At 67.2% G+C, this 19,692-nt stretch carries 17 protein-coding genes; 11 read left to right on the forward strand and 6 right to left on the reverse strand.

The features are described from left to right. Positions 1-23: 23 nt before the first annotated feature. Positions 24-1,394 carry a lipopolysaccharide biosynthesis protein gene (locus ACGFNP_RS39840; RefSeq protein ID WP_393327719.1) on the forward strand — a complete coding sequence of 457 codons (1,371 nt, stop codon included), beginning with the start codon at positions 24-26 and terminating at the stop codon, positions 1,392-1,394. Here ACGFNP_RS39840 and ACGFNP_RS39845 read toward each other — a convergent pair. From ACGFNP_RS39845 to ACGFNP_RS39855, 3 genes are read right to left on the reverse strand one after another with little or no spacing between them, the layout of a single operon-like run. Further along, positions 1,378-2,514: a glycosyltransferase gene (locus ACGFNP_RS39845; protein WP_393327721.1), complete on the reverse strand. Its 1,137-nt coding sequence runs from the start codon at positions 2,512-2,514 to the stop codon at positions 1,378-1,380. The genes ACGFNP_RS39840 and ACGFNP_RS39845 overlap by 17 nt on opposite strands. 2 nt (positions 2,515-2,516) lie before the next feature. Then, on the reverse strand, positions 2,517-3,767 hold the full coding sequence (locus ACGFNP_RS39850; protein WP_393327723.1) for a hypothetical protein: 1,251 nt from the start codon (positions 3,765-3,767) through the stop codon (positions 2,517-2,519). A 32-nt stretch (positions 3,768-3,799) separates the two neighbouring features. Next, positions 3,800-3,955: a hypothetical protein gene (locus ACGFNP_RS39855; protein ID WP_393327726.1), complete on the reverse strand. Its 156-nt coding sequence runs from the start codon at positions 3,953-3,955 to the stop codon at positions 3,800-3,802. A 157-nt stretch (positions 3,956-4,112) separates the two neighbouring features. Here ACGFNP_RS39855 and ACGFNP_RS39860 point away from each other — a divergent pair, with 157 nt between their 5' ends. The 4 genes from ACGFNP_RS39860 to ACGFNP_RS39875 are packed head-to-tail and all read left to right on the forward strand — an operon-like array spanning position 4,113 to position 8,688. Further along, positions 4,113-5,267, forward strand: a complete 1,155-nt coding sequence (locus ACGFNP_RS39860) for a glycosyltransferase (protein ID WP_393327729.1) — start codon at positions 4,113-4,115, stop codon at positions 5,265-5,267. A gap of 4 nt (positions 5,268-5,271) precedes the next feature. Next, positions 5,272-6,252 (forward strand): NAD-dependent epimerase/dehydratase family protein, encoded by a 981-nt coding sequence (locus ACGFNP_RS39865; protein ID WP_393327731.1) that lies wholly within the window; start codon positions 5,272-5,274, stop codon positions 6,250-6,252. After that, entirely contained in the window at positions 6,249-7,292 is a 1,044-nt protein-coding gene (locus ACGFNP_RS39870; RefSeq protein WP_393327734.1) for a glycosyltransferase family 4 protein, read from the forward strand. Before ACGFNP_RS39865 ends, ACGFNP_RS39870 begins: the two co-directional genes overlap by 4 nt. Continuing rightward, positions 7,258-8,688, forward strand: coding sequence for a polysaccharide biosynthesis tyrosine autokinase (locus ACGFNP_RS39875; protein WP_393327737.1), 1,431 nt, complete (start codon positions 7,258-7,260; stop codon positions 8,686-8,688). The genes ACGFNP_RS39870 and ACGFNP_RS39875 overlap by 35 nt, the downstream gene beginning before the upstream one ends. Here the strand turns inward: ACGFNP_RS39875 and ACGFNP_RS39880 are convergent. Continuing rightward, positions 8,666-9,232, reverse strand: a complete 567-nt coding sequence (locus ACGFNP_RS39880) for a hypothetical protein (RefSeq protein WP_393327740.1) — start codon at positions 9,230-9,232, stop codon at positions 8,666-8,668. The genes ACGFNP_RS39875 and ACGFNP_RS39880 overlap by 23 nt on opposite strands. Positions 9,233-9,285: 53 nt before the next feature. Beyond that, entirely contained in the window at positions 9,286-11,100 is a 1,815-nt protein-coding gene (locus tag ACGFNP_RS39885; protein WP_393327742.1) for a DUF4012 domain-containing protein, read from the reverse strand. An 898-nt stretch (positions 11,101-11,998) separates the two neighbouring features. Between ACGFNP_RS39885 and ACGFNP_RS39890 the strand changes: the two genes are divergently transcribed. Genes ACGFNP_RS39890 through ACGFNP_RS39915 form a run of 6 tightly spaced genes read left to right on the forward strand, consistent with a single transcriptional unit; the run spans position 11,999 to position 18,848 of the window. Then, a complete protein-coding gene (locus tag ACGFNP_RS39890; RefSeq protein ID WP_358336886.1) occupies positions 11,999-13,156 on the forward strand; it encodes an ROK family transcriptional regulator in 1,158 nt (385 codons plus the stop codon). A gap of 11 nt (positions 13,157-13,167) precedes the next feature. Beyond that, on the forward strand, positions 13,168-14,655 hold the full coding sequence (locus ACGFNP_RS39895) for a sugar ABC transporter ATP-binding protein (RefSeq protein ID WP_393327743.1): 1,488 nt from the start codon (positions 13,168-13,170) through the stop codon (positions 14,653-14,655). Beyond that, positions 14,655-15,662, forward strand: a complete 1,008-nt coding sequence (locus ACGFNP_RS39900; protein ID WP_358336892.1) for an ABC transporter permease — start codon at positions 14,655-14,657, stop codon at positions 15,660-15,662. Before ACGFNP_RS39895 ends, ACGFNP_RS39900 begins: the two co-directional genes overlap by 1 nt. Then, positions 15,659-16,705: a substrate-binding domain-containing protein gene (locus tag ACGFNP_RS39905; protein WP_358336895.1), complete on the forward strand. Its 1,047-nt coding sequence runs from the start codon at positions 15,659-15,661 to the stop codon at positions 16,703-16,705. Before ACGFNP_RS39900 ends, ACGFNP_RS39905 begins: the two co-directional genes overlap by 4 nt. A gap of 11 nt (positions 16,706-16,716) precedes the next feature. Beyond that, complete coding sequence (locus ACGFNP_RS39910) at positions 16,717-17,847, forward strand: Gfo/Idh/MocA family protein (RefSeq protein ID WP_393327746.1); 1,131 nt, start codon at positions 16,717-16,719, stop codon at positions 17,845-17,847. Continuing rightward, complete coding sequence (locus ACGFNP_RS39915; protein ID WP_219533806.1) at positions 17,844-18,848, forward strand: sugar phosphate isomerase/epimerase; 1,005 nt, start codon at positions 17,844-17,846, stop codon at positions 18,846-18,848. Before ACGFNP_RS39910 ends, ACGFNP_RS39915 begins: the two co-directional genes overlap by 4 nt. A 301-nt stretch (positions 18,849-19,149) precedes the next feature. Here ACGFNP_RS39915 and ACGFNP_RS39920 read toward each other — a convergent pair whose 3' ends face one another. Further along, positions 19,150-19,632 (reverse strand): DinB family protein, encoded by a 483-nt coding sequence (locus tag ACGFNP_RS39920; protein WP_393327749.1) that lies wholly within the window; start codon positions 19,630-19,632, stop codon positions 19,150-19,152. Positions 19,633-19,692: the final 60 nt, after the last annotated feature.

A 19,692-nucleotide genomic window follows, 5' to 3' on the forward strand; every position in this document is an offset into this window, starting at 1 on the left:
TCACGATAAGGAAGATCACTCGAGTGGAACGTAACCAGCGTGAGGCGGCAAGGCGAAGCCCGGTGCGACACGGCACCTCGAGCGCCAATACGAGCAGTCGGCTCTCCCATGGAGTGCTGTTCATTCGTGCCTTGCTCTCCTCGGGGGCCTCGGATACGGCGAGGACCGTACAGACGGCGGCAAGCCAGGCGCTCCGCCTTCTGCTGGCCACAGGCACGAGCATCCTGATCGCACGCTACCTGCAGCCTGAGGGCAGGGGACTGTACGCGATGATCGTCGCCATGGCCTCTGGAGCCGTCGTCCTCGGGCATTTCACCGTCGTTTACACTCAGATCGCGCTGTGGAAGGACGGCGTTCTCAGCCGTGTGCTCACCGCCAACGGCCTTCTGCTCGGCCTGGGGCTGGGATCGGCGGCCGCCCTGTGCACCTTCGCCGTGTCACCGCTGGTGTTTCCGAATCGGCCGGCGCTGCTCCTGGCGGTGGCTCTGGCGTCGGTGCCCGCCGTTGCGGCGATCACGAATCTTCGGGGGATCCTGACGCTCCAAGCCAGGGTGGACCTGGTCAACCGCGCCATCCTCATCTCCGGCTTGATCAACTGCGTGCCGCTGGCGGTGCTGGCGGTACTGGGCCACTTCACCCTCTCCGCGGTGGTCGTCATGTGGGCCGTGTCCGCCGCCGTACCGCTGCCGCTGTATCTGCGGGCCCTGCGCCCGAACCTCGGCCACGTCACCTGGGAACTCGCCCGGCGCCAACTCAGCTTGGCCGGGCGACACCATATCGGCGTCATCGCGCAGTATTTCCTGCTGTGGTCGGCGGCGGACGTCCTGCTGCTCAACATACTGGTGTCCTCGTCTGAGGCCGGTCTCTACAGCGTGGCTGTAGTCGTGATCTCGATAGCCCGTGTGCCTGCGGACGCCGTTACTCAGGTCGTCCTGCCACGGCAGGCCAGCAGTGATGTGACGGCGTCCGGAGTGGCGACCGCGCGAGCACTTCGAGTCTCGTTGCTCTCTTCATCGGTCTGCGCGGGCCTTCTCGCCGCTGCCTCCCCGCTACTGGTCCCGTGGGTGTTCGGTCCCGCGTATCAGAGAAGCGTCCTCCCGCTTGCCATCCTGGGTCCGGGGGTCACCGCGTACGCCAGTGCGCGCCTGGCGGGGCAGTACCTGATTCGGCTTGGGCGCCCCCTCTCCATGTCCGGGATCACAGTCGGAGCACTCGTCGTGAACGTCGTGCTCGACCTGCTTCTGATCCCCAGCTGGGGCGCGGCGGGAGCCGCGCTGTCATCCACGATCGCCTACAGTCTGCTGGCGTTCATCGAGGTGATGTGGTTTCGCCGGGCACGCGCGTCTGCGACGGAATCACCAGAAGTATCAAGATTGGTCAGTCCTTCCGGCTGAGTGCGAGCCGCCGATAGAGGTTGATGTGGTCATCGACCATCACGTCCGCATCAAGGTTCTTGCGCGCCCAGGCGCGCGCGGCCTGTCCCAAGGAAACCGCGAGAGCTGGGTCGTCGAGAACCTGGGCGATGCCGTCGGCCAAACCGTCCGCGTCACCCGCCGGGACCAGAAGGCCGCGGCCTTCCAGCAATTCGGGCGTACCACCTACTTTGGTGGCGACAATCGGCAGCCCCACAGCCATCGCCTCCATCACCGCGTTGCTCAGGCCCTCCCAAAGCGAGGGAAGAACCACCACATCGGCAATGGCCAGAAACGCGCTGACGTCAGCACGATCTCCGAGGAGACGAACATCCACGCGCAGTTCGCGGGCCAGCTCACTCAGACGGTGACGTTCCGGACCGTCGCCAAGGAGCACGAATGTGCACGGCCGGCCTCGCTGTAGAAGCCGCGAGGCGGCCTCGAGTAGGAAACCGTGACCCTTCTGCGGCGCTAGGCGGGCCACGCACAGCACAACGGGGAGGGCAGTGTCGATGCTCGCCGGCTCAGCATGGTCGAACGCGGAAGGCTGAAGACCGTTGTAAATAACGCTCAGCTTGCTTGCCGGTATGTTCACGTTGGTGAGAGTTTCCTGGGCGATAGCGAACGCGTTCGCGACGACGTGATCGGTGATCCGAGTCGCCGCTCGTTCGAGAGCGAGTACCCGCCGGTTCCGCTGCGACGGCTCACCCGCATTGCGTCGCCCGGCCACCATGACGGGGACCCTCGCCAACCGAGCGGCGGGCGGTCCGAGCATGCGGCCCTCGTAGAGATAGGCGTGTAGCACATCAGGGCGAATACGACGCAGCAAGTTAATGAGGCGTGCGAAACCTCGCAGGCACCGCACCAGGTCGGCCGAGCCTGACGGTCTGCGGGCGAAGCCGAGATGATGCACTTCTATTCCAGCAGCACGGAGGGCCGCCTCGTGTGGTCCCCCCTTCGATACGACCAATAGATGAACCTCGATGCCCCTGCGGTGCAGGCCTTGCGCGAGCAGAGATATCTGGGTCTGGGTGCCCCCCAGTCCCAACTGCCCGATGAGAAGTGCGACACGGCGAAGAGGCGGCCGGTCTCGTTTCAGCATCGCTAAACCTTTCGTCCTGTCACCGGTTCCTCGGCGTCATCTGGCAAAACTTCCTCAGTGTTCGCCGGGACCTCCTTCCTGCTCCATGCCACCGCAGATAGCAGGCTCGTGACCATGACGATGGGAATGCGCTGTCGGAAGATCAGGCCGATATTGGCCACCGTCGTCGCGTAGATGATCGTGCTTGGCACGATGAACAGCATGATAATCAAGAGCATTCGCCGGTCATAGCGCCATAGTCGACGCGCGCCGCGCACCGCGCTGTACAGCAGGAAATACCAGGCCAGTGTCTCGATCTTCGCCAGCTGCAGCGCCGTGCTGCCATCCGTCCAAGGAAACGGGGCGAGGAGTGTGTAGAACAACTTGGGAATCAGAGCATCCCACGCGCTGCCGTTGTCCTCGAACAACACACCTGAACCTTGCTTGGCGTATGCGCTGCGCGCCTCTTCTGACTGGCCGAATTCCAGTTGTCCCAGCGCCGTATCTGTGAGTGTGTCGCCACCGGCGTTTCCAAGGAGAAAAAGGACAGACGTTAGCAATCCAGCCAAGATCACTACAGTGCGCGTCAACGCTGCGGCCCTGGAGCCCAGGATTCCGAGCAGCGCCGGAAAGCCACACATGAACACCATGTATGTACGTACGTACCACAGCGTCCATAGGAGTGGCGGAATCATCAGCAACTTGCGTGTGTCAAATCGTCGCGCACAGGACGCTGCTAGGAAAAGGCAGCTCACAACGAGGAGTGCGTTGAACCCATCTTTGAACATATCTGATGTACATATAACGAACATGGGGGCAAAAGCGGTCATGACAAGCAGGGCAAACGCCGACCGTTCGTTGGCGCCGATCAGCCGCGCGAACTTGTACATGACGATGCAGAGCGCACACGCTATCAAGGCCACGACCCCAGTACAGGCGATCGGAGCTGGACCACCGGCCAGGTACATGACGATGGCAAAGACATAACACGGAACAGCCACGGAGTCGAAGAACGCACTAGGAACGGAGGTGGCGAACTGGAAACCTTCGCGGCTCCAGAACGCAGCGGTCTCCGTGGACATGGCCTCATACCCCAGATAGTCGCCGCTGTATCCGACGACATTTGGTCGCACGACCAGGATGTGCACAACAAGTCGGACGGTGAAAGCAAGAAGTAGCACCGGAAGCACCCGCCACGCCGCATGCTTTCCAAAGTTTGCCAAAACTAGGAAGACCAGAGCCATTACGGTGGTGGCGACTATAAGGTACTCCACTCGGTTCTCCTCAACGATCGGTGTTTGATGGTTCAAACGAGCGCCATGCCAACCGGAGTTTCGATGGCGAGATCGCGGGGATCACCACCCGGGCGGCCCGCAAAGAATACGACGAGCGGCCCGCCGATATCGACGTGACGCACCGAACCGCCGTAAGTCGGCTGGAAGACAGCGGCTTGTCGTGCCATCCGATGCGATTCCATAACCTGCGGGGACAAGATATGCAAATATTCCGTTGTCACCGCGACTCAGTCCATGGAGCGGAGCAAAGCCCGAGCTAGCGTCTGCGGCATGAAGACCCATTCCGCAGGAGCTTGTGCGAAGCCGGACGGCCGCATAAGAGTCATGGATGTCATCGCCCGGATGAACATCGGCGGCCCGGCTACTCAGCTAACGGGGTTGTGCGCGCAGTTGAACCATGACAAGTTCGACCATCGCCTCTACACGGGTGACGTCGGTGGTGAAGAAGGGGACCATTTCCTGCTCCGGGACTCGGCGATGCCGGTTCACCGGGTTCCTGGGCTCGGCCGCTCGATCAAGCCTGCTGACGACGTCCGGGCTGTCATGCACCTGGTCAAGGCGATCCGCGCGTTCCGGCCGCATATCGTCCACACGCGAACAACGAAGGCCGGATTGCTGGGTCGCGTGGCCGCCCGCCTGTCCGGCATCAACCCGGCCCTGGCACACGTGTTTCACGGGCATCTTCTATATGGGCACTTCTCCCCGCCCAAGCGATTTGTCTACGTACGGACGGAGCGGCTTCTCGCGTCGATGTCCGATCGTCTGGTGACGGTCGGAGCCCGCGTCCGCGACGAGTTGCTGGAGGCCGGAATCGGCCGCCTGGAGCAGTACATCGTCACCCCACCCGGCGTCGGGCTCGGCTCGATCCCCAGCCGCGAGGATGCCCGCCTGTCTCTGGGGGTCCCGCTGGACGCGCCCGTCGTCGCCTTCGTCGGCCGGCTCACCCAGGTGAAGCGGCCCGACAGGTTCGTCGCCACGGCGACCGCCGTGCTCCGGAGCGTGCCCGACTGCCACTTCGTCGTCTGCGGAGACGGCGAGCTCCGTGAGGAGATGGAACAGGCCATCGGTCCCATGCGCGGTTCCTTCCATCTGCTCGGATGGCGGAACGACGTGGCGACGGTCTACTCGGCCGCCGACATGGTCCTGCTCACCTCCGACAACGAGGGGATGCCGGTCGCGCTCATCGAGGCCGGGATGGCGGGAAGACCCTCCGTCTCCACCAGGGTGGGAAGTGTCGCCGAGGTGATCCGGCATGAGCACACCGGTTTCGTGAGCTCCGCCGACGTCGGCGAGCTGGCGGAACACACCGTACGACTGCTGCGCGACCCCGAACTCAGACACCAGATGGGCGAGTCCGCCCGCCACTGGACCTCCTCCTCCTTCGGGGTGGAGCGCCTGGTGGCCGACACCGAGGCCATGTATCGATCGCTGTACGAAGAGCGCCGGGCCAACCGCGCTTCAGCGGGAAGCGTGAGGTGACCAGATGCGATTTCTGATTACGGGCGGGGCCGGGTTCATCGGGTCCCATCTCACCGACGCGCTGCTGGCCCGCGGCGACTCCGTCGTGATCGTGGACAACCTGTCGACGGGACGGGTCGCGAACCTCGCGCTCGCCGCCGACCATCCCCACCTTCAGTTCGTCCAGGGATCCGTGCTGGACGAACTCATGGTGGACGAGCTGGTCCACCAGTGCGACGTCGTCGTCCATCTCGCGGCCGCGGTCGGCGTCAAGCTGATCGTCGAGCAGCCGCTTCGCTGCCTGACGACCAACATCCGCGGCTCGGAGGTCGTCATCGAGGCCGCGCACCGGTACCGGAAGAAGATCCTGATCACCAGTACGAGCGAGATCTACGGCAAGAACTCGGCGGGACCGCTGAAGGAGGACGCCGACCGCATCCTCGGCAGCCCGTCCGTGGTGAGATGGGCCTACAGCACGGCGAAGGCCGTCGACGAGATCCTCGCCAACGCCTATCACCGGGAGCGCGGCCTGCCGACGATCGTCGTCAGGCTGTTCAACACCGTGGGGCCACGGCAGAGCCCGGCCTACGGAATGGTCATCCCACGTCTCGTCCAGCAGGCGGTCAGCGGTGCGCCTCTTACGGTCTTCGGCGACGGAAGCCAGACCCGCTGCTTCGCGCACGTCGCGGACGTCGTCAACGCGCTGCTCCGGCTCCTCGACCTCGAGGCGGCGGTCGGGCAGACCTTCAACATCGGCTCCGCGAACGAGGTGAGCATCCTGGACCTGGCCAAGCTGATCATCGATCATACCGGGTCCATGTCCGCGATCGACCTCATCCCGTATCACGAGGCCTACCAGCAGGGTTTCGAGGACATGACCCGCCGGGTCCCCGACACCACCAGGATTCGCGAGCTCACCGGCTGGGCTCCACGGCACACTCTCGACGAGATCCTCGTCGAGGTCGTCAAGCAGGTTCGCGAAGAGCTTCCGGCGTCCATCCGGTGAACGGGACGATCGCCCTTGCCACAGGCGTGGCCGCGTTCCTGATCAGCTGTATGGCGATCATGCCGTTGAAGCGCCTGGCGCTGGACTGGGAACTGACCGATCGCCCCAGTGAGCAGAAGGCCCACGCCCGCCCGACCCCTTTCCTCGGCGGCATCGCGATCACGTTCGGCACGGTCGTGCCCGTGATCGCGGTGATCGGCTTCGCCGATCTCCAGATCATGGCGATCCTCCTGGCGGGCACCGCGGTGTCACTGGTCGGCCTGATCGACGACCTCGGCCCGCTGCGCCCGGTCACCAGACTGGTCGTGGAGGCCGGGGCGGCCAGCGGGGTCGTACTCTCCGGGGTCCACCTCACCACGCCGGCCGACGGATGGCTGGACGGCCTGCTCACGGTCGTGTGGATCGTCGTGATGCTCAACTCCTTCAACCTGCTGGACAACATGGACGGCGCGCTGGGAGCCGTCACCACCGTCACGGCCGCCTTCCTCGGTGTGACGGCCTTCGTGACCGGCCAGCCGGCGTTGGGGCTGCTCCTGATCGCGCTCGCCGGCACCAGCCTGGGGTTCCTGCCGCACAACTGGGCGCCCGCGAGGATATTCATGGGTGACTCCGGATCCCTGTTCATCGGGTTCGTGCTCACCTGCTCGGCTGTTCTCCTGGTGATGGGGCAGGGCCCCGGCAGGGTGTTCGCCGGGTTGCTCATACCGACCTTCGTCGCCACCGTCGACACCGGTGTCGTGTTCATCTCGCGGATTCGGGCGGGTCGCTCGCCGCTGAAAGGTGGTACCGACCACGTGTCACACCGGCTCCGCCGGATGGGGCTCTCCACCCGGGCGGTCGCCGCGACGCTCGGCGCGATCGCGGCCGCGGCCGGCTGCTGCTGCCTGATGATGGCCCTGCGCTTGATATCGCCCCTGGTCACGATGATGGTCGCCGGCGGAACCGCCGTCGTTCTCATCGTCTTGCTGCAGGGTGTGCGCATCTACGCGCCGATCGAAGACCTGAATGCTCTTCCAAGAATCCGTGAAAGGCGGCGTTGATCCAGTGGATCTGCTCTATTACCTGCGGCTCCTGCGCCGGAACTGGCTCCTTCTCCTCCTCTCGATGGGGATCGGGGTAGGCGCGGCGGTGGTGGTCACCGCGAACACGCCTCCGCAGTACGTCGCGACGATCTCCATGCTGGTCTCCGGCCACGACAGGGAAGGCAGCCTCTCCACCGCGTACCAAGCGGGAATGCTGTCGGCGCAGCGGGTGCAGTCCTATGCCACCCTGCTGTCCAGCCGCCGGGTGGTCAGCCAGATCACCACGCCCGATGACATCCGGCGCTTGCAGGGGAACATCGCGGCCGAAGTGGTCCCCGGTACCGTCCTGCTCCGTGCGACGGTCACCGACAGCGACCCGTCCCGCGCCGCACAGCTGGCCAACGCCCTGGGATCGCGGTTCACGCAGCTGATCGACCAGATCGAACGGCCCACTCCCGGCAGCCGCCCCACGATCAAGATCACGGTGGTGGACCAGGCGGAGACCCCCCAGGCGCCGGTCAGCCCCAGGCCGATGGTCAACCTGGCGCTCGCCGTGCTGATCGCGCTGCTCATCGCCGTCGCCACGCTGGTGCTCCGCGACCGTCTGGACACGACCATCAAGTCCTCCGACACACTGCAGCGGACCTCGAAGAGCTCGACTCTCGGCATCATCGGCTACGAGCGGGACGCGCGGCGTCACCCGCTGATCGTCCGGCCCAGAGGCCGATCGAGCAGGTCGGAGGCGTTCCGCTCGCTGCGTACGAACCTGCAGTTCATCGGCGTGGACCGGCAGCCCAAATCACTGGTCATCACCAGCTGCCTGCCGAACGAGGGCAAATCCTCGACGTCTTCCAACCTGGCGATCACCCTGGCCCAGGCGGGCTGGCGGGTGCTCCTGGTCGACGGCGACCTTCGCCGGCCGCGCATCCCGACCTACCTCGGCATCGAGGGCGCGGTCGGCCTGACGGATGTGCTGATCGGCAAGGCGCGGCTGGACCAGGTGATCCAGCCCTGGGGCGAGCCGCGCCTGTTCGTGTTGCCGAGCGGCCAGATCCCGCCGAACCCGAGTGAGCTGCTCGGCTCACGAGGGATGCGCAACGTGCTCGATCAGGTCGCGGGCGACTATGACATCGTGATCATTGACGCGCCGCCGCTGCTGCCGGTCACCGACGCCGCGACACTCTCGGCGATCTGCGACGGAGTGCTGCTTGTCGCCCGCTATGGCAAGACCCGGCAGGAGCACATCTTGCGAGGCACGGAACTGCTGTCGTCGATCAACGCTCGCATCGTGGGTACGGTCATGAACTTCGTTCCGGCCAAGGCCAGCCGATACGACGGCTATGGCTACGGCTACGGGTACGAGACGACAGAGACCGACGCCAAGGCAGAGGTCAAGGCACCTGCGGCTGTGTGAGGAACTGGAGCGGGACGGCGAGCGATCTGGCGATCCTCCGTCCCGCCATCCGGTGGTGCCACCGGGTGCCACCGATGGGATCGAGGATGTCGGGCCGGTCCACCGGGACCAGGCCGCGTAGCGTGCGCACCTCGTCGACCAGCGCGTGAGCCCGCCGTACGGCATCCTGGTGACAGGTGATCGCCGTGGGCGCGACGGCTCGGGTCAGAGTGCCGAACTCGACGATGGTGAAGGTACGCCCGGCCGCCGGGAGGTGCATCGTCACCGATTCGGCACGGTGCGCGGAGGTGGCCGTCAGCACGAGGTCGGCCGCGGCCAGCACCTCGGTGGTCAGCGGGCGGGAGACGAAGCCGCCGGGATCGCCGCCGAGACGGAGCAGCGTCCGCCGTGTGTGTTCGTTCATCTCGATGCCCGGTTCGGCGTGGGTGCCCGCGCTGGTCACCTGGAACGACGGTCCGAGGGACGAACGGGCCAGCCGCTCCGCCAGAGGGGAGCGGCAGATGTTGCCCGTACACACGAACAGGATGCGGAAATTACCTTCCATGGGCGCGACGGTAGAACGCCCTGGTCAGGCAGCCGTTGGCGGCACGCCGCTCTTTAACCCTCGCTATCGATCATTTGGGACTCCGGACCGCAGCCGGTGCGGTCCTGGGTGATCCGGGTCTGCTGGGGACGGGCCAGCGGCTGCACGGGAACCAGCGGCGGCGCGGCCGAGGCGGGCTCCAGCAGGAGGAACTCCAGCGTCTTCGACTGCCCAGGAGCGAGCTCCAGCATGGTGGAGTAGACCGGATGGGATCGTTCGACCTCTTTGACGATCTTCGCCCGCTTGCCGTTGATCCGCACGCCACCGTTCTGCGCTCCGGCCCCGGTGTACAGCGACACCCAGAGTAGGTTGGACCCGACGGCGCGCGGGCGGTCGGGGTGGTCGAGGCGGCTGGTGACGTACGTGGGCAGCTGCCGGCGCGGCACATCGTTGGTGAGACGGACCCGCACTCTCGTGACGCGCTGCCCGTCGGGGCGGCAGGAGCCCAGGTCGTACCGGAGCGAGCGCTTGAGGTAGTAGTCGAGCTTGTTGCCGCCGGAGTTGTTGATCACCAGACTGGCGAACGGTCCCGGCTTCTCCGGTAGCACGCCGCTCAGCGGCGTCGTCTCCAGACGTTGCTGCTCGGTGTCCCTGCGGCTCCAGACCTGGATCCGCCGCTCCTCGACCAGCTGCGACAAGGTGGAGATCAACGTGGCGGGATCCGGATGGGACCGGGTCAGCGCCTCGCTGACGGCGCCGGCGATCGTGATGAGGAACTTCTTACGCTCGTCCGGGTTCGGATACCGGACGTAGGCTTCCTGCTCGGTGAGGTCGATGACGTTCTGGGCGGTCACTGTCTCGCCACCCGGGAGGGTGACCGGCCCGATGAGCTTCAGCAGATAGGAGAGACCGACCGGGTCGGTCGCGAGGGCGCCGTCCAACTGCTGGCCGGTCTGCCGTTCCCACAGCGCGGTCCAGGTATTCGCGGCGTACGGGAAATGTGGGGAAAGATTGGAATTGGAGAGCAGGGAAAGCGCGCTCGGCCCATAACGCGCGCTGAATGCCGGCCCGTAGTCGGCGACCGGAGCGGAACTGGACGAGAGGCGGTTGTTGGCGGCCAGCCGTTCAATGTCGAGCTGGCCGCGCCCGGCTTTCAGAATGCCGAAGGCACCCACCAGGCCGCCGGTTCCGCGCGCTTCGGCATTTGTCTGGAATGCCAGGAAATAGCGGCGAGGGCCGTCGTGGCCCAGCATCGGCGGCACCAGGGCGGCGGCGTCGGCCGCGGCACCGAGCCAGCCGCGCAGCCGATCGACTTCGCGCAGGGTCGTGCTGCGTGCCTCGTCCACCGCGCTCACGCCCGTGTCCGCCGGGGTAACGGACAGGCGTGAGCGCGCCAGGGCGACTCGGTCGGCGGCGGCGTCCAGGACCGGTGCCGCCGAATCGAGGACGGACAGCAGTTGTCGCACGTTGGCCATGGAAGGCCGGCTGTCCGTGGCGGGCCGGTCGTCCGTGGCGGGCTCGACGTCCATGATCAGCTGCGCGGTGGCCCGGTGCACGTCAGCCAGGGCGGTGGTCAGCTCCGCGACCGTCTCCGCCAGCCCGCGAATGGTCGTCGCGCCGTCTCCCACCACGGGAGCGTGGGCGATCAACGACCAGTCCGGGCCGGAGGTGAGCCGGCGGGCCTCGGACGCGTGCCATCGCGCGTCCGCGAGCGTCCCGGCCAGCCGGCCGGGGTCGCTCGCGCGCAGTAGGACCAGTGCGTCCCTGGTCGCCTGCAGGTGGTCTCGCACGCTCAGACCGAGGTACGCGGACCAACTCCCGGCCAGCGTGAGACCTGCGGCCGGAGCCAGCAGGCTGACGATGACGATTCGGCGTGTCTTAATTCGCACTGGCAGAACGGCGACGCCGAATAGCGATCATTGTGCCGGCGGTTCCCACCAGCAGCAAGCCCGCACCCGCCGCTGCCAGGGCCTTCACGGGCGCTCCTGTCATCGGCAGTTCCTTGTGACCGTGATGGCAATGGCCGCCGCAGCCCCAGTTGTTGTGGTGATGCCAGTTACCTCTGGGATCGTCGATGTCGACGTGCACGTCGACGTGCGACGACGAGGTGGAGGTAACCCTCGGCGGGTAGGGCGTCGGGCTGGCTGTCACGGTCCTCGTGGACGTGGGTGTCGGCCTGGGGGTCACGGTCCTCGTGCTCGTGGGTGTCGGCCTGGGGGTCACGGTCCTCGTGACGGACGGGCTCGGGGTGGGGAAGGACTCGGCCGCCGCGAATCCGGCGGTTCCAAACGCGATCCCACCTCCGGCGGCCATCGCCACGAAAATAGGTATCGTGATTTTTTCTCTCATTTCGGACTCCCCGTGTGGATGGCGGTGCGGGTCATGGGACATTTCGCCCGGAATACCAGCGAAGTGTTCATCACAGAACCCGTTATATGTGCCCTATTAATGGGCGCTCCGTCCGCCGCACGGTTCTTACCGAATGACCACTGATGGTTCTCCATATGTTGACGATCCGGACGGCCCGGCCGGGCCGTCCGGCGTGCTGATCTCGCGGCGAGGCCGGCCCGGGACGCCGACGTGTACGGGCGGGTCGCGAGGGCCGACCCCTGGCGTCCCGAGCGCCCGCCCGGCATGTCGGAGTGCCGGAGCGCGTCGGTGGCAATTGGGGTCAAACGGCCCTTATGTCCGAATCCAGAGAGCTTTGTTTGATTATCGGCGTAAGTTGGGCGGGTTTGGGCGGCTTGCACTCTTGATTTGCCGCATGTGTGATCTTATTGTCGCCGCATGACCTCCGCTCCGGGCTCGCCCGGTGACGTTCTCACCCTCATCAGCGCCGGTTCCGCGACCACCCGCTCGGACCTCGCCAGACTCACCGGTCTGGCCAGGTCCACGATCAGCCAGCGGGTCGACGCGCTGATCGAGCGCGGCCTGGTGTCGGAGACCGGAAGCGGTGAGTCCACCGGCGGGCGTCCGCCACGGCAACTCCGCCTGCACACCGAGGACCACGCCTTCGCCGGCGTCGACCTGGGCGCCACGCACTGCAGGATCGCGCTGATGGACATCTCGGGCAACGTCCTGGCCGAGTGCGAAGACCCGCTGCTGATCGCCGAGGGCCCGGAGACGGTCCTGGCGCACGTCGACAGGAGGCTGGAACGGTTGCTCACCGAGGCGGGACGCCCGCGGGCCGCGCTCAAGGCGATCGGGATGGGGGTGCCGGGGCCGGTGGAGTTCGCCACGGGCCGGCCCAACAACCCGCCGATCATGCCCGGCTGGAACGACTACCCGATCCCCGAGCACTTCGCGGGCTGCGCCGTACTCGTCGACAACGACGTGAACGTCATGGCGCTCGGCGAGCACCGCAACGCCTACCCCGACGCCGGCCACCTGCTGTTCGTCAAGATCGGCACCGGCATCGGGTGCGGCATCGTGGCCGAGGGCAAGCTGCACCGCGGCGCCCAGGGGTCGGCCGGCGACATCGGCCACATCCGGGTCTCCGGCCACGAGGACGCCGGCTGCCGCTGCGGCAACAGCGCCTGCCTGGAGGCGGTCGCCGGTGGCGCGGCCGTCGCCAGGAGGCTGACCGAGCTGGGCACCCCCGCCGAGACGGGGGCCGACGTGGTGGCGCTCGTACAGGCGGGCAACACGCAGGCGCTCCGGCTGGTCAGAGAGGCGGGCAGGCTCATCGGCGAGGTGCTGGCCAGCCTGGTCAACTTCTTCAACCCCGAGGTGATCGTCATCGGCGGCGCCCTGTCCCGGGTCCACGAGCACCTGCTCGCGGGCATCAAGGAGACGGTCTACCGCAGGTCGCTGCCGCTGGCCACGCATCACCTCTCGATCGTGCCGAGCCGTACCGGGATCAACGCCGCCGCGCTGGGCGCCGGGATCCTGGCGATCGAGCACTACCTGTCACCCGAGAACATCAACCGCATCGTCAACGCCTGAAAGGGACCCCGATGCTTGTCATGAGGGGGATCGTCAAGCAGTTCCCCGGTGTGCGCGCGCTCGACGGGGTGGACCTCGACGTGCGGGCCGGCGAGGTGCACTGCCTGCTCGGCCAGAACGGCGCCGGCAAGTCGACGCTCATCAAGGTGCTGGCGGGCGTCCACCAGCCCGACGAGGGCACGATCGAGTTCAACGGCGCGCAGGTCAGGGCGGGCAGCCCGATCGACGCCATCAGGCTCGGCTTCGCCACCATCTACCAGGAACTCGACCTGGTCGACGGGCTCAGCGTCGCGGAGAACATCTTCCTCGGCCACGAGCACGCCCGCGCCGGCTTCGTGAACAGGGGAGCGGTCAACCGGGCCGCCGGCGCCGTGCTGGCCAGGCTGGGCCACCCGGAGATCCGGCCGAAGGCCGAGGTCGGCCGCCTGTCACCGGCCGCCAAACAGGTCGTCTCGATGGCCCGCGCGCTCTCGCACGAAGCCCGTCTGATCATCATGGACGAGCCGTCGGCCGCGCTGGCCCACGACGAGGTGGCGAACTTGTTCCGCATCATCCGCGAACTCACCGCGCAGGGCGTCGCCGTCGTCTACATCTCGCACCGGCTGGAGGAGATCCGCGAGATCGGCGACCGGGTCACCGTGCTCAAGGACGGCCGGACGGTCGCCGTCGGCCTGCCCGCCCGCGACACCCCGACCTCCGAGATCGTCTCGCTGATGACCGGCCGCACCGTCGAGTACGTCTTCCCACCCCGCGCCGCGGAGTCCCCGGGCGACGAGGTGCTGCGTGTCGAGGGGCTCAGCTCGCCGGGCGCGTTCGCCGACGTGTCGTTCTCGGTGCGCGCCGGTGAGATCGTCGGGCTGGCCGGGCTGGTCGGCTCGGGCCGTTCGGAGATCCTGGAGGCGGTCTACGGCGCGCGGCGCGCCTCCGGCCGCGTCGTGCTCTCGGGCAAGCCCGTACGGCGGGGCGACATCGTCGGCACCGTACGGCGAGGCATGGGCCTGGCCCCGGAAGAGCGCAAGGCCCAAGCCCTCCTGCTCGACCAGAGTGTCACCGCCAACATCACCCTGGGCAGCCTGCCGGGGTTCGCCAGGTTCGGCTGGATGGACCGGGCCCGTGAGAAGGCCGAGGCGCAGCGGCTGGTCGAGGCGCTCGACATCCGCCCGCCCGACCCCGAACGGCCGATCAAGACGCTGTCCGGCGGCAACCAGCAGAAGGCCGTACTGGCCCGCTGGCTGCTCGGCAGCCGCAAGCTGCTCCTGCTCGACGAGCCGACCAGGGGCGTGGACGTGGGCGCCAGGGCCGAGCTGTACGCGGTGATCCGCGGACTGGCCGACCAGGGCATCGGCGTGCTGCTGGTGTCCAGCGAGGTGCCGGAGGTGCTCGGCCTGTCCGACCGCGTGCTGGTGCTGCGCGAGGGGACGGTCATCCACCAGGGCGATGCCCAAGAGCTCGACGAGCACCGCGTGCTCGACATGATCATGGATGGGAGAGCCGCCTGATGAGCAACCCCGCAGAAGCGGGCCCGCACGACCGTTTCGCCGTACGGGCGCCCGGCCCGCTGGCCTGGCTCGGGGAGACCCGGCACCTGGGCCTGGTGATCGCGCTGGTGCTGCTCGCGATCGTCGGCCTGGTCACCAAACCCGAGAACTTCGCCACCACCTCCAACCTGGTCAGCATCCTGTCGCTGGCCGCCACCATCGGTGTCATCACGGTCGGTGCCACGTTCGTCATCATCGGCGGCGGCATCGACCTGTCCGTGGGCGCCACCATGGCCCTGGCCTCCGTCTGGGCCACCACGCTGGCCACGCAGGCGTACGGGCCGGCCGTGATGGCGATCTGCGCGATCCTCGTCGGCACCGGCACGGGGCTGGTCAACGGGCTGCTCATCGCGTACGGGCGGTTAGTGCCGTTCATCGCCACCCTCGCCATGCTGGTCGCGGCCCGCGGGCTGGCCCAGCGCATGTCCGACCGCAAGACACAGATCATCCAGTCCGACAACAGCGCGATCGTGGACCTGTCGACCACGCGGCTGCTCGGCGTGCCGCTGCTCGTCTACATCTTCGCGCTGGTCGTGGCGCTCGGCTGGATCGTGCTCAACCGCACCACGTTCGGCCGCCGCACGTACGCGGTCGGCGGCAACCCCGAGGCGGCCCGGCTCGCCGGCATCAACGTCCGCCGGCACACGATGCTCCTGTACGCCCTGTCCGGGCTGTGCTGCGGCATCGCCGCCATCCTCATCATGGCCCGCACCACCACGGGCTCCTCCACACACGGCGACCTGTACGAGCTCGACGCCATCGCCGCCGTCATCATCGGCGGCACCCTGCTCACGGGCGGCCGAGGCACGATCATCGGCTCGATCCTGGGGCTGCTGATCTTCACTCTCATCACGAACCTGTTCATCCTCAACGGGCTCAACACCAGCGACCAGCTGATCGCCAAGGGCCTGATCATCGTCGTCGCCGTCCTTCTCCAGCGACGGAACCTGAAGGAGAGAGCACCATGAGCAACAACGTCGCGCGCAGGGGTTTCCTTGTCGGCGGAGCCGTACTGTTAGCGGCCGGCTGCACCAGCAACGAGCCGGCGGCCGCGCCCTCCACTGCGGCGCCCGCCCCCGTTCCCGCGGCCAGCGGCAACGACCAGCCCGGCACCAAGGTCGTCATCGGCTTCTCCGCGCCCGCGGCCGACCATGGCTGGATCGCGGCCATCGCGAAGAACGCCGAGTCCGCCGCCAAGCAGTATTCGGACGTCGACTTCAAGCCCGTCGAGCCGACGAACGACATCAACCAGCAGATCTCCGCCGTCGAGTCGCTGATCGCGGCCAAGGTGAGCGCGCTGGTGATCCTGCCGAACGACGGTCAGCAGCTCAACCAGGTCGCGCTCCAGGCCACCCAGGCCGGGATCCCGGTCATCAACCTCGACCGGGTCTTCCCCGACAAGCTGGCGTACCGCACCTGGATCGGCGGCGACAACTACGGCATGGGCGTCGCGGCCGGTCAGTTCATCGGCAAGCAGCTCAAGGACAAGGGCGTCTCGAACCCGGTGATCGTCGAGATCCAGGGCATCGCGACACTCCCGCTGACCCAGGACCGCAGCAAGGGCTTCGCCGACGCGTTGAAGACGTTCGGCTTCAGCGTCACGGCCAAGCAGGACGCCAAGTTCACCGTGGAGACGGGCAACTCGGTGGCCGCCAGCCTGCTGCAGGCGCACAAGAAGATCGACGCCATGTGGAACCACGACGACGACCAGGGCGTGGGCGTACTCGCCGCGATCAAGGAGGCTGGGCGCAACGAGTTCTTCATGGTCGGCGGCGCCGGCTCCCTGAACGCCATGAAGGAGATCCAGTCGGGTACGTCGGTGCTGAAGGCCACCGTCACCTACAGCCCCACGATGGCCGCCTCGGCCATCAAACTGGCCAGGTTGATCGCGCAGGAGAAGGGCATGAGCGACCTGGTGGAGAACCAGGTCCCACAGTCGATCACACTCGCGTCAGAGACTATTACCAAGGAGAACGTCGAGAAATACTTGCCACTCGGCTTCGAATCCTGATCGGGGGTTGCATGTCAGACCAAACCACCGTCGGCGTGGGCATGATCGGCTACGCGTTCATGGGCCGCGTCCACTCCCAGGCCTGGCGGAGCGTCGGCGCCTTCTTCGACCTGCCGCTGGCACCCCGGATGGCGGTGCTAGCCGGTAGGTCCAAGGAGCACACCGCCGCCGCTGCCGCCCGGCTCGGCTGGGCCGACTTCGAGACCGACTGGAGGGAAGTGGTCAGGCGCGACGACGTGCAGATCGTCGACATCTGCACGCCGGGCGACTCCCACGCCGAGATCGCCATCGCCGCCCTGGCGGCCGGCAAGCACGTGATCTGCGAGAAGCCGCTGGCCAACAGCGTGGCCGAGGCGGAGGCCATGGTACGGGCCGCGGCCTCGTCGTCCGGCAAGAACATGGTGGCCTTCAACTACCGGCGGGTGCCGGCGGTGGCGCTCGCCCGGCGCTACGTCGAGGAGGGCCGGCTCGGCGAGATCCGGCACGTACGAGCCCAATATCTGCAGGACTGGATCGTCGATCCGGAGTTCCCGCTGGTGTGGCGGCTGCAGAAGGACAAGGCGGGTTCCGGTTCGCTCGGCGACATCGGGGCGCACATCATCGACACCGCCCAGTTCATCACCGGCCAGAACGTGGTGGGCGTCTCGGCGCTCACCGAGACGTTCGTCAAGGAACGCCCGCTTTCGTCGGGCTCTTCGGAGACCGGGCCCGTCACCGTGGACGACGCCGCGCTCTTCATCGGCCGGCTCTCCGGCGGGGCGGTGGCCTCCTTCGAGGCCACCCGGTTCGCCACCGGACGCAAGAACGCCCTGCGCATCGAGCTCAACGGCTCGCTCGGCAGCCTCGCCTTCGACTTCGAGGCCATGAACGAGCTGTGGGTCAGCGAGGGCGACGGCGGCTTCAAACGCATCCTGGTCACCGAGCCCGACCACCCCTACGCGGCGGCGTGGTGGCCGCCCGGGCATGGACTCGGCTACGAGCACACCTTCACCCACGAGATCAAGGACTTCCTGGAGGCCATAGCCACGAACGACGACCCGGCGCCGTCGTTCGCCGACGGCCTCCGGGTGCAACGCGTGCTCGCCGCGGTCGAGCGCAGCGCGGCTGACTCCAGCCGCTTCACAGTCGTGGAGGACGTATGAGACCGGTCACATTGTTCACCGGCCAGTGGGCTGACCTGCCGTTCGAGGAGGTCTGCCGGCTCGCCGCCGAATGGGGCTACGACGGCCTCGAGATCGCCTGCTCCGGCGACCACTTCGACGTGGCGCAGGCGATCGCGGACCCGTCGTACGTCTCGGCGAAGCAGGCGCAGCTCGAAAAGCATGGCCTCAAGGTGTGGACCATCTCCAACCACCTTGTCGGCCAGGCCGTCTGCGACCACCCCATTGACGAGCGCCACAAGGCGATCCTGCCGGCCCGCATCTGGGGCTCGGGCGATCCCGAGTCCGTACGCCAGGCGGCCGCCGAGGACATGAAGAACACGGCGCGAGCCGCGGCCCTGCTGGGTGTCGACACGGTGGTCGGCTTCACCGGATCGTCGATCTGGCACACGGTGGCCATGTTCCCGCCGGTGCCGGCCTCGATGGTGGAGGCGGGCTACCAGGACTTCGCGGACCGCTGGAACCCCATCCTCGACGTCTTCGACGAGGTCGGTGTCCGGTTCGCCCACGAGATCCACCCCAGCGAGATCGCCTACGACTACGTGACGACCCAGCGCACGCTGGAGGCCATCGGCCACCGTCCCGCGTTCGGCCTCAACTGGGACCCGTCCCACATGGTCTGGCAGGACCTCGACCCGGTGGCGTTCATCCTGGACTTCGCCGACCGGATCTACCACGTGGACTGCAAGGACACCCGCGTCCGCATCGGCGACGGCCGCCGCGGCCGCCTCTCCTCCCACCTGCCGTGGGCGGACATGAGGCGCGGCTGGGACTTCGTCTCCACCGGGCGCGGAGACGTGGCCTGGGAGGACTGCTTCCGGGCGCTCAACTCGATCGGGTACAGCGGGCCCATCTCGATCGAGTGGGAGGACGCGGGGATGGATCGGCTGGACGGGGCACGGGAGGCGTTGGGCTACATCCGCGGCCTCAACTCCATCACCCCACCGACCACCGCTTTCGACGCGGCCTTCTCCACCACCTGACGCCTCCTCGCCGGGGGCTCACAACCGTGGGCCTCCCGGTGGGGCAGGTGGCGTGCTGCCCAGAGGGCTTCGCCCCCTTCGACCCCCGACAAGCGAGGTCCTCCCGGTGGGGCGCGCTTCGCGCGAATGACGCTCAGGCGTGCTTCTTTGGGGCTTCGCCCCCGGGCGGGGGGCTCCCGCCCCTCGCGCACCCCGGCCTTGTCCGGCGGAGGGACTGGCTAATTTCTGAGCCGATTCGGCCTTCCAGCCGGAGGCGTTTGAACTGGCTGGTCCGTCCTGCCCGGCAACAGAGGCGAAAGACCTATCGAGGCCCGAGCCCCGTCTTTCCATCAAGCAGTTCGCGGGCGACGTCGAGGTGGCCCGCATGGCGGGCGGTCTCCTCGATCATGTGCAGGACGATCCGCCGCAGGTCGGTGACCTGGTCCCCGAGCGGACCCGGGTGACGTCCCCGCGGGGGCGTCGACAAGGGAGTCGCGGCAAGGACGGCGTTGGACCGCTCGCACTGGGCGCGGTAGAACGCGAAGACCACAGACGGTGGGCGCGGTGTGCTCAGCGGCGTGTGCTCGTCGGGCCAGGGCAGTGGCTCGGCGGATCCGGTGGCGATCTCCTGGAACCAATGCCGCTCGGCGTAGCCGAGGTGCTCCACGAGACCCAGCACCGTCCATCCCGAGGGCAGGATCGCGGTTGACAACGCTTCGACGTCGAGGCCGTCCACGATCGCGAGAACGCTGGCGCGCTGCGCCTCCAGGAACATCAGCAGCGTGCTCTTCTCATCGTCATCCACCGGGTCCACGCCCTCTCTGATCAGACGATGAAGAACTGCCGGGAGAGCTCGTGCAGGATC

This window comes from Nonomuraea sp. NPDC049269 (genome assembly GCF_043197155.1).
Lineage (GTDB): Bacteria > Actinomycetota > Actinomycetes > Streptosporangiales > Streptosporangiaceae > Nonomuraea.

Bases quoted from the DNA above. Each gene is read 5' to 3' on its own strand.
- ACGFNP_RS39915 (WP_219533806.1), top strand. From the start codon at position 17,844: ATGAGACCGGTCACATTGTTCACCGGCCAGTGGGCTGACCTGCCGTTC.
- ACGFNP_RS39900 (WP_358336892.1), top strand. From the start codon at position 14,655: ATGAGCAACCCCGCAGAAGCGGGCCCGCACGACCGTTTCGCCGTACGG.
- ACGFNP_RS39845 (WP_393327721.1), bottom strand. From the start codon at position 2,514: ATGCTGAAACGAGACCGGCCGCCTCTTCGCCGTGTCGCACTTCTCATC.
- ACGFNP_RS39910 (WP_393327746.1), top strand. From the start codon at position 16,717: ATGTCAGACCAAACCACCGTCGGCGTGGGCATGATCGGCTACGCGTTC.
- ACGFNP_RS39880 (WP_393327740.1), bottom strand. From the start codon at position 9,232: ATGGAAGGTAATTTCCGCATCCTGTTCGTGTGTACGGGCAACATCTGC.
- ACGFNP_RS39865 (WP_393327731.1), top strand. From the start codon at position 5,272: ATGCGATTTCTGATTACGGGCGGGGCCGGGTTCATCGGGTCCCATCTC.
- ACGFNP_RS39875 (WP_393327737.1), top strand. From the start codon at position 7,258: ATGCTCTTCCAAGAATCCGTGAAAGGCGGCGTTGATCCAGTGGATCTG.
- ACGFNP_RS39860 (WP_393327729.1), top strand. From the start codon at position 4,113: ATGGATGTCATCGCCCGGATGAACATCGGCGGCCCGGCTACTCAGCTA.
- ACGFNP_RS39855 (WP_393327726.1), bottom strand. From the start codon at position 3,955: ATGGCACGACAAGCCGCTGTCTTCCAGCCGACTTACGGCGGTTCGGTG.
- ACGFNP_RS39905 (WP_358336895.1), top strand. From the start codon at position 15,659: ATGAGCAACAACGTCGCGCGCAGGGGTTTCCTTGTCGGCGGAGCCGTA.
- ACGFNP_RS39890 (WP_358336886.1), top strand. From the start codon at position 11,999: ATGACCTCCGCTCCGGGCTCGCCCGGTGACGTTCTCACCCTCATCAGC.
- ACGFNP_RS39895 (WP_393327743.1), top strand. From the start codon at position 13,168: ATGCTTGTCATGAGGGGGATCGTCAAGCAGTTCCCCGGTGTGCGCGCG.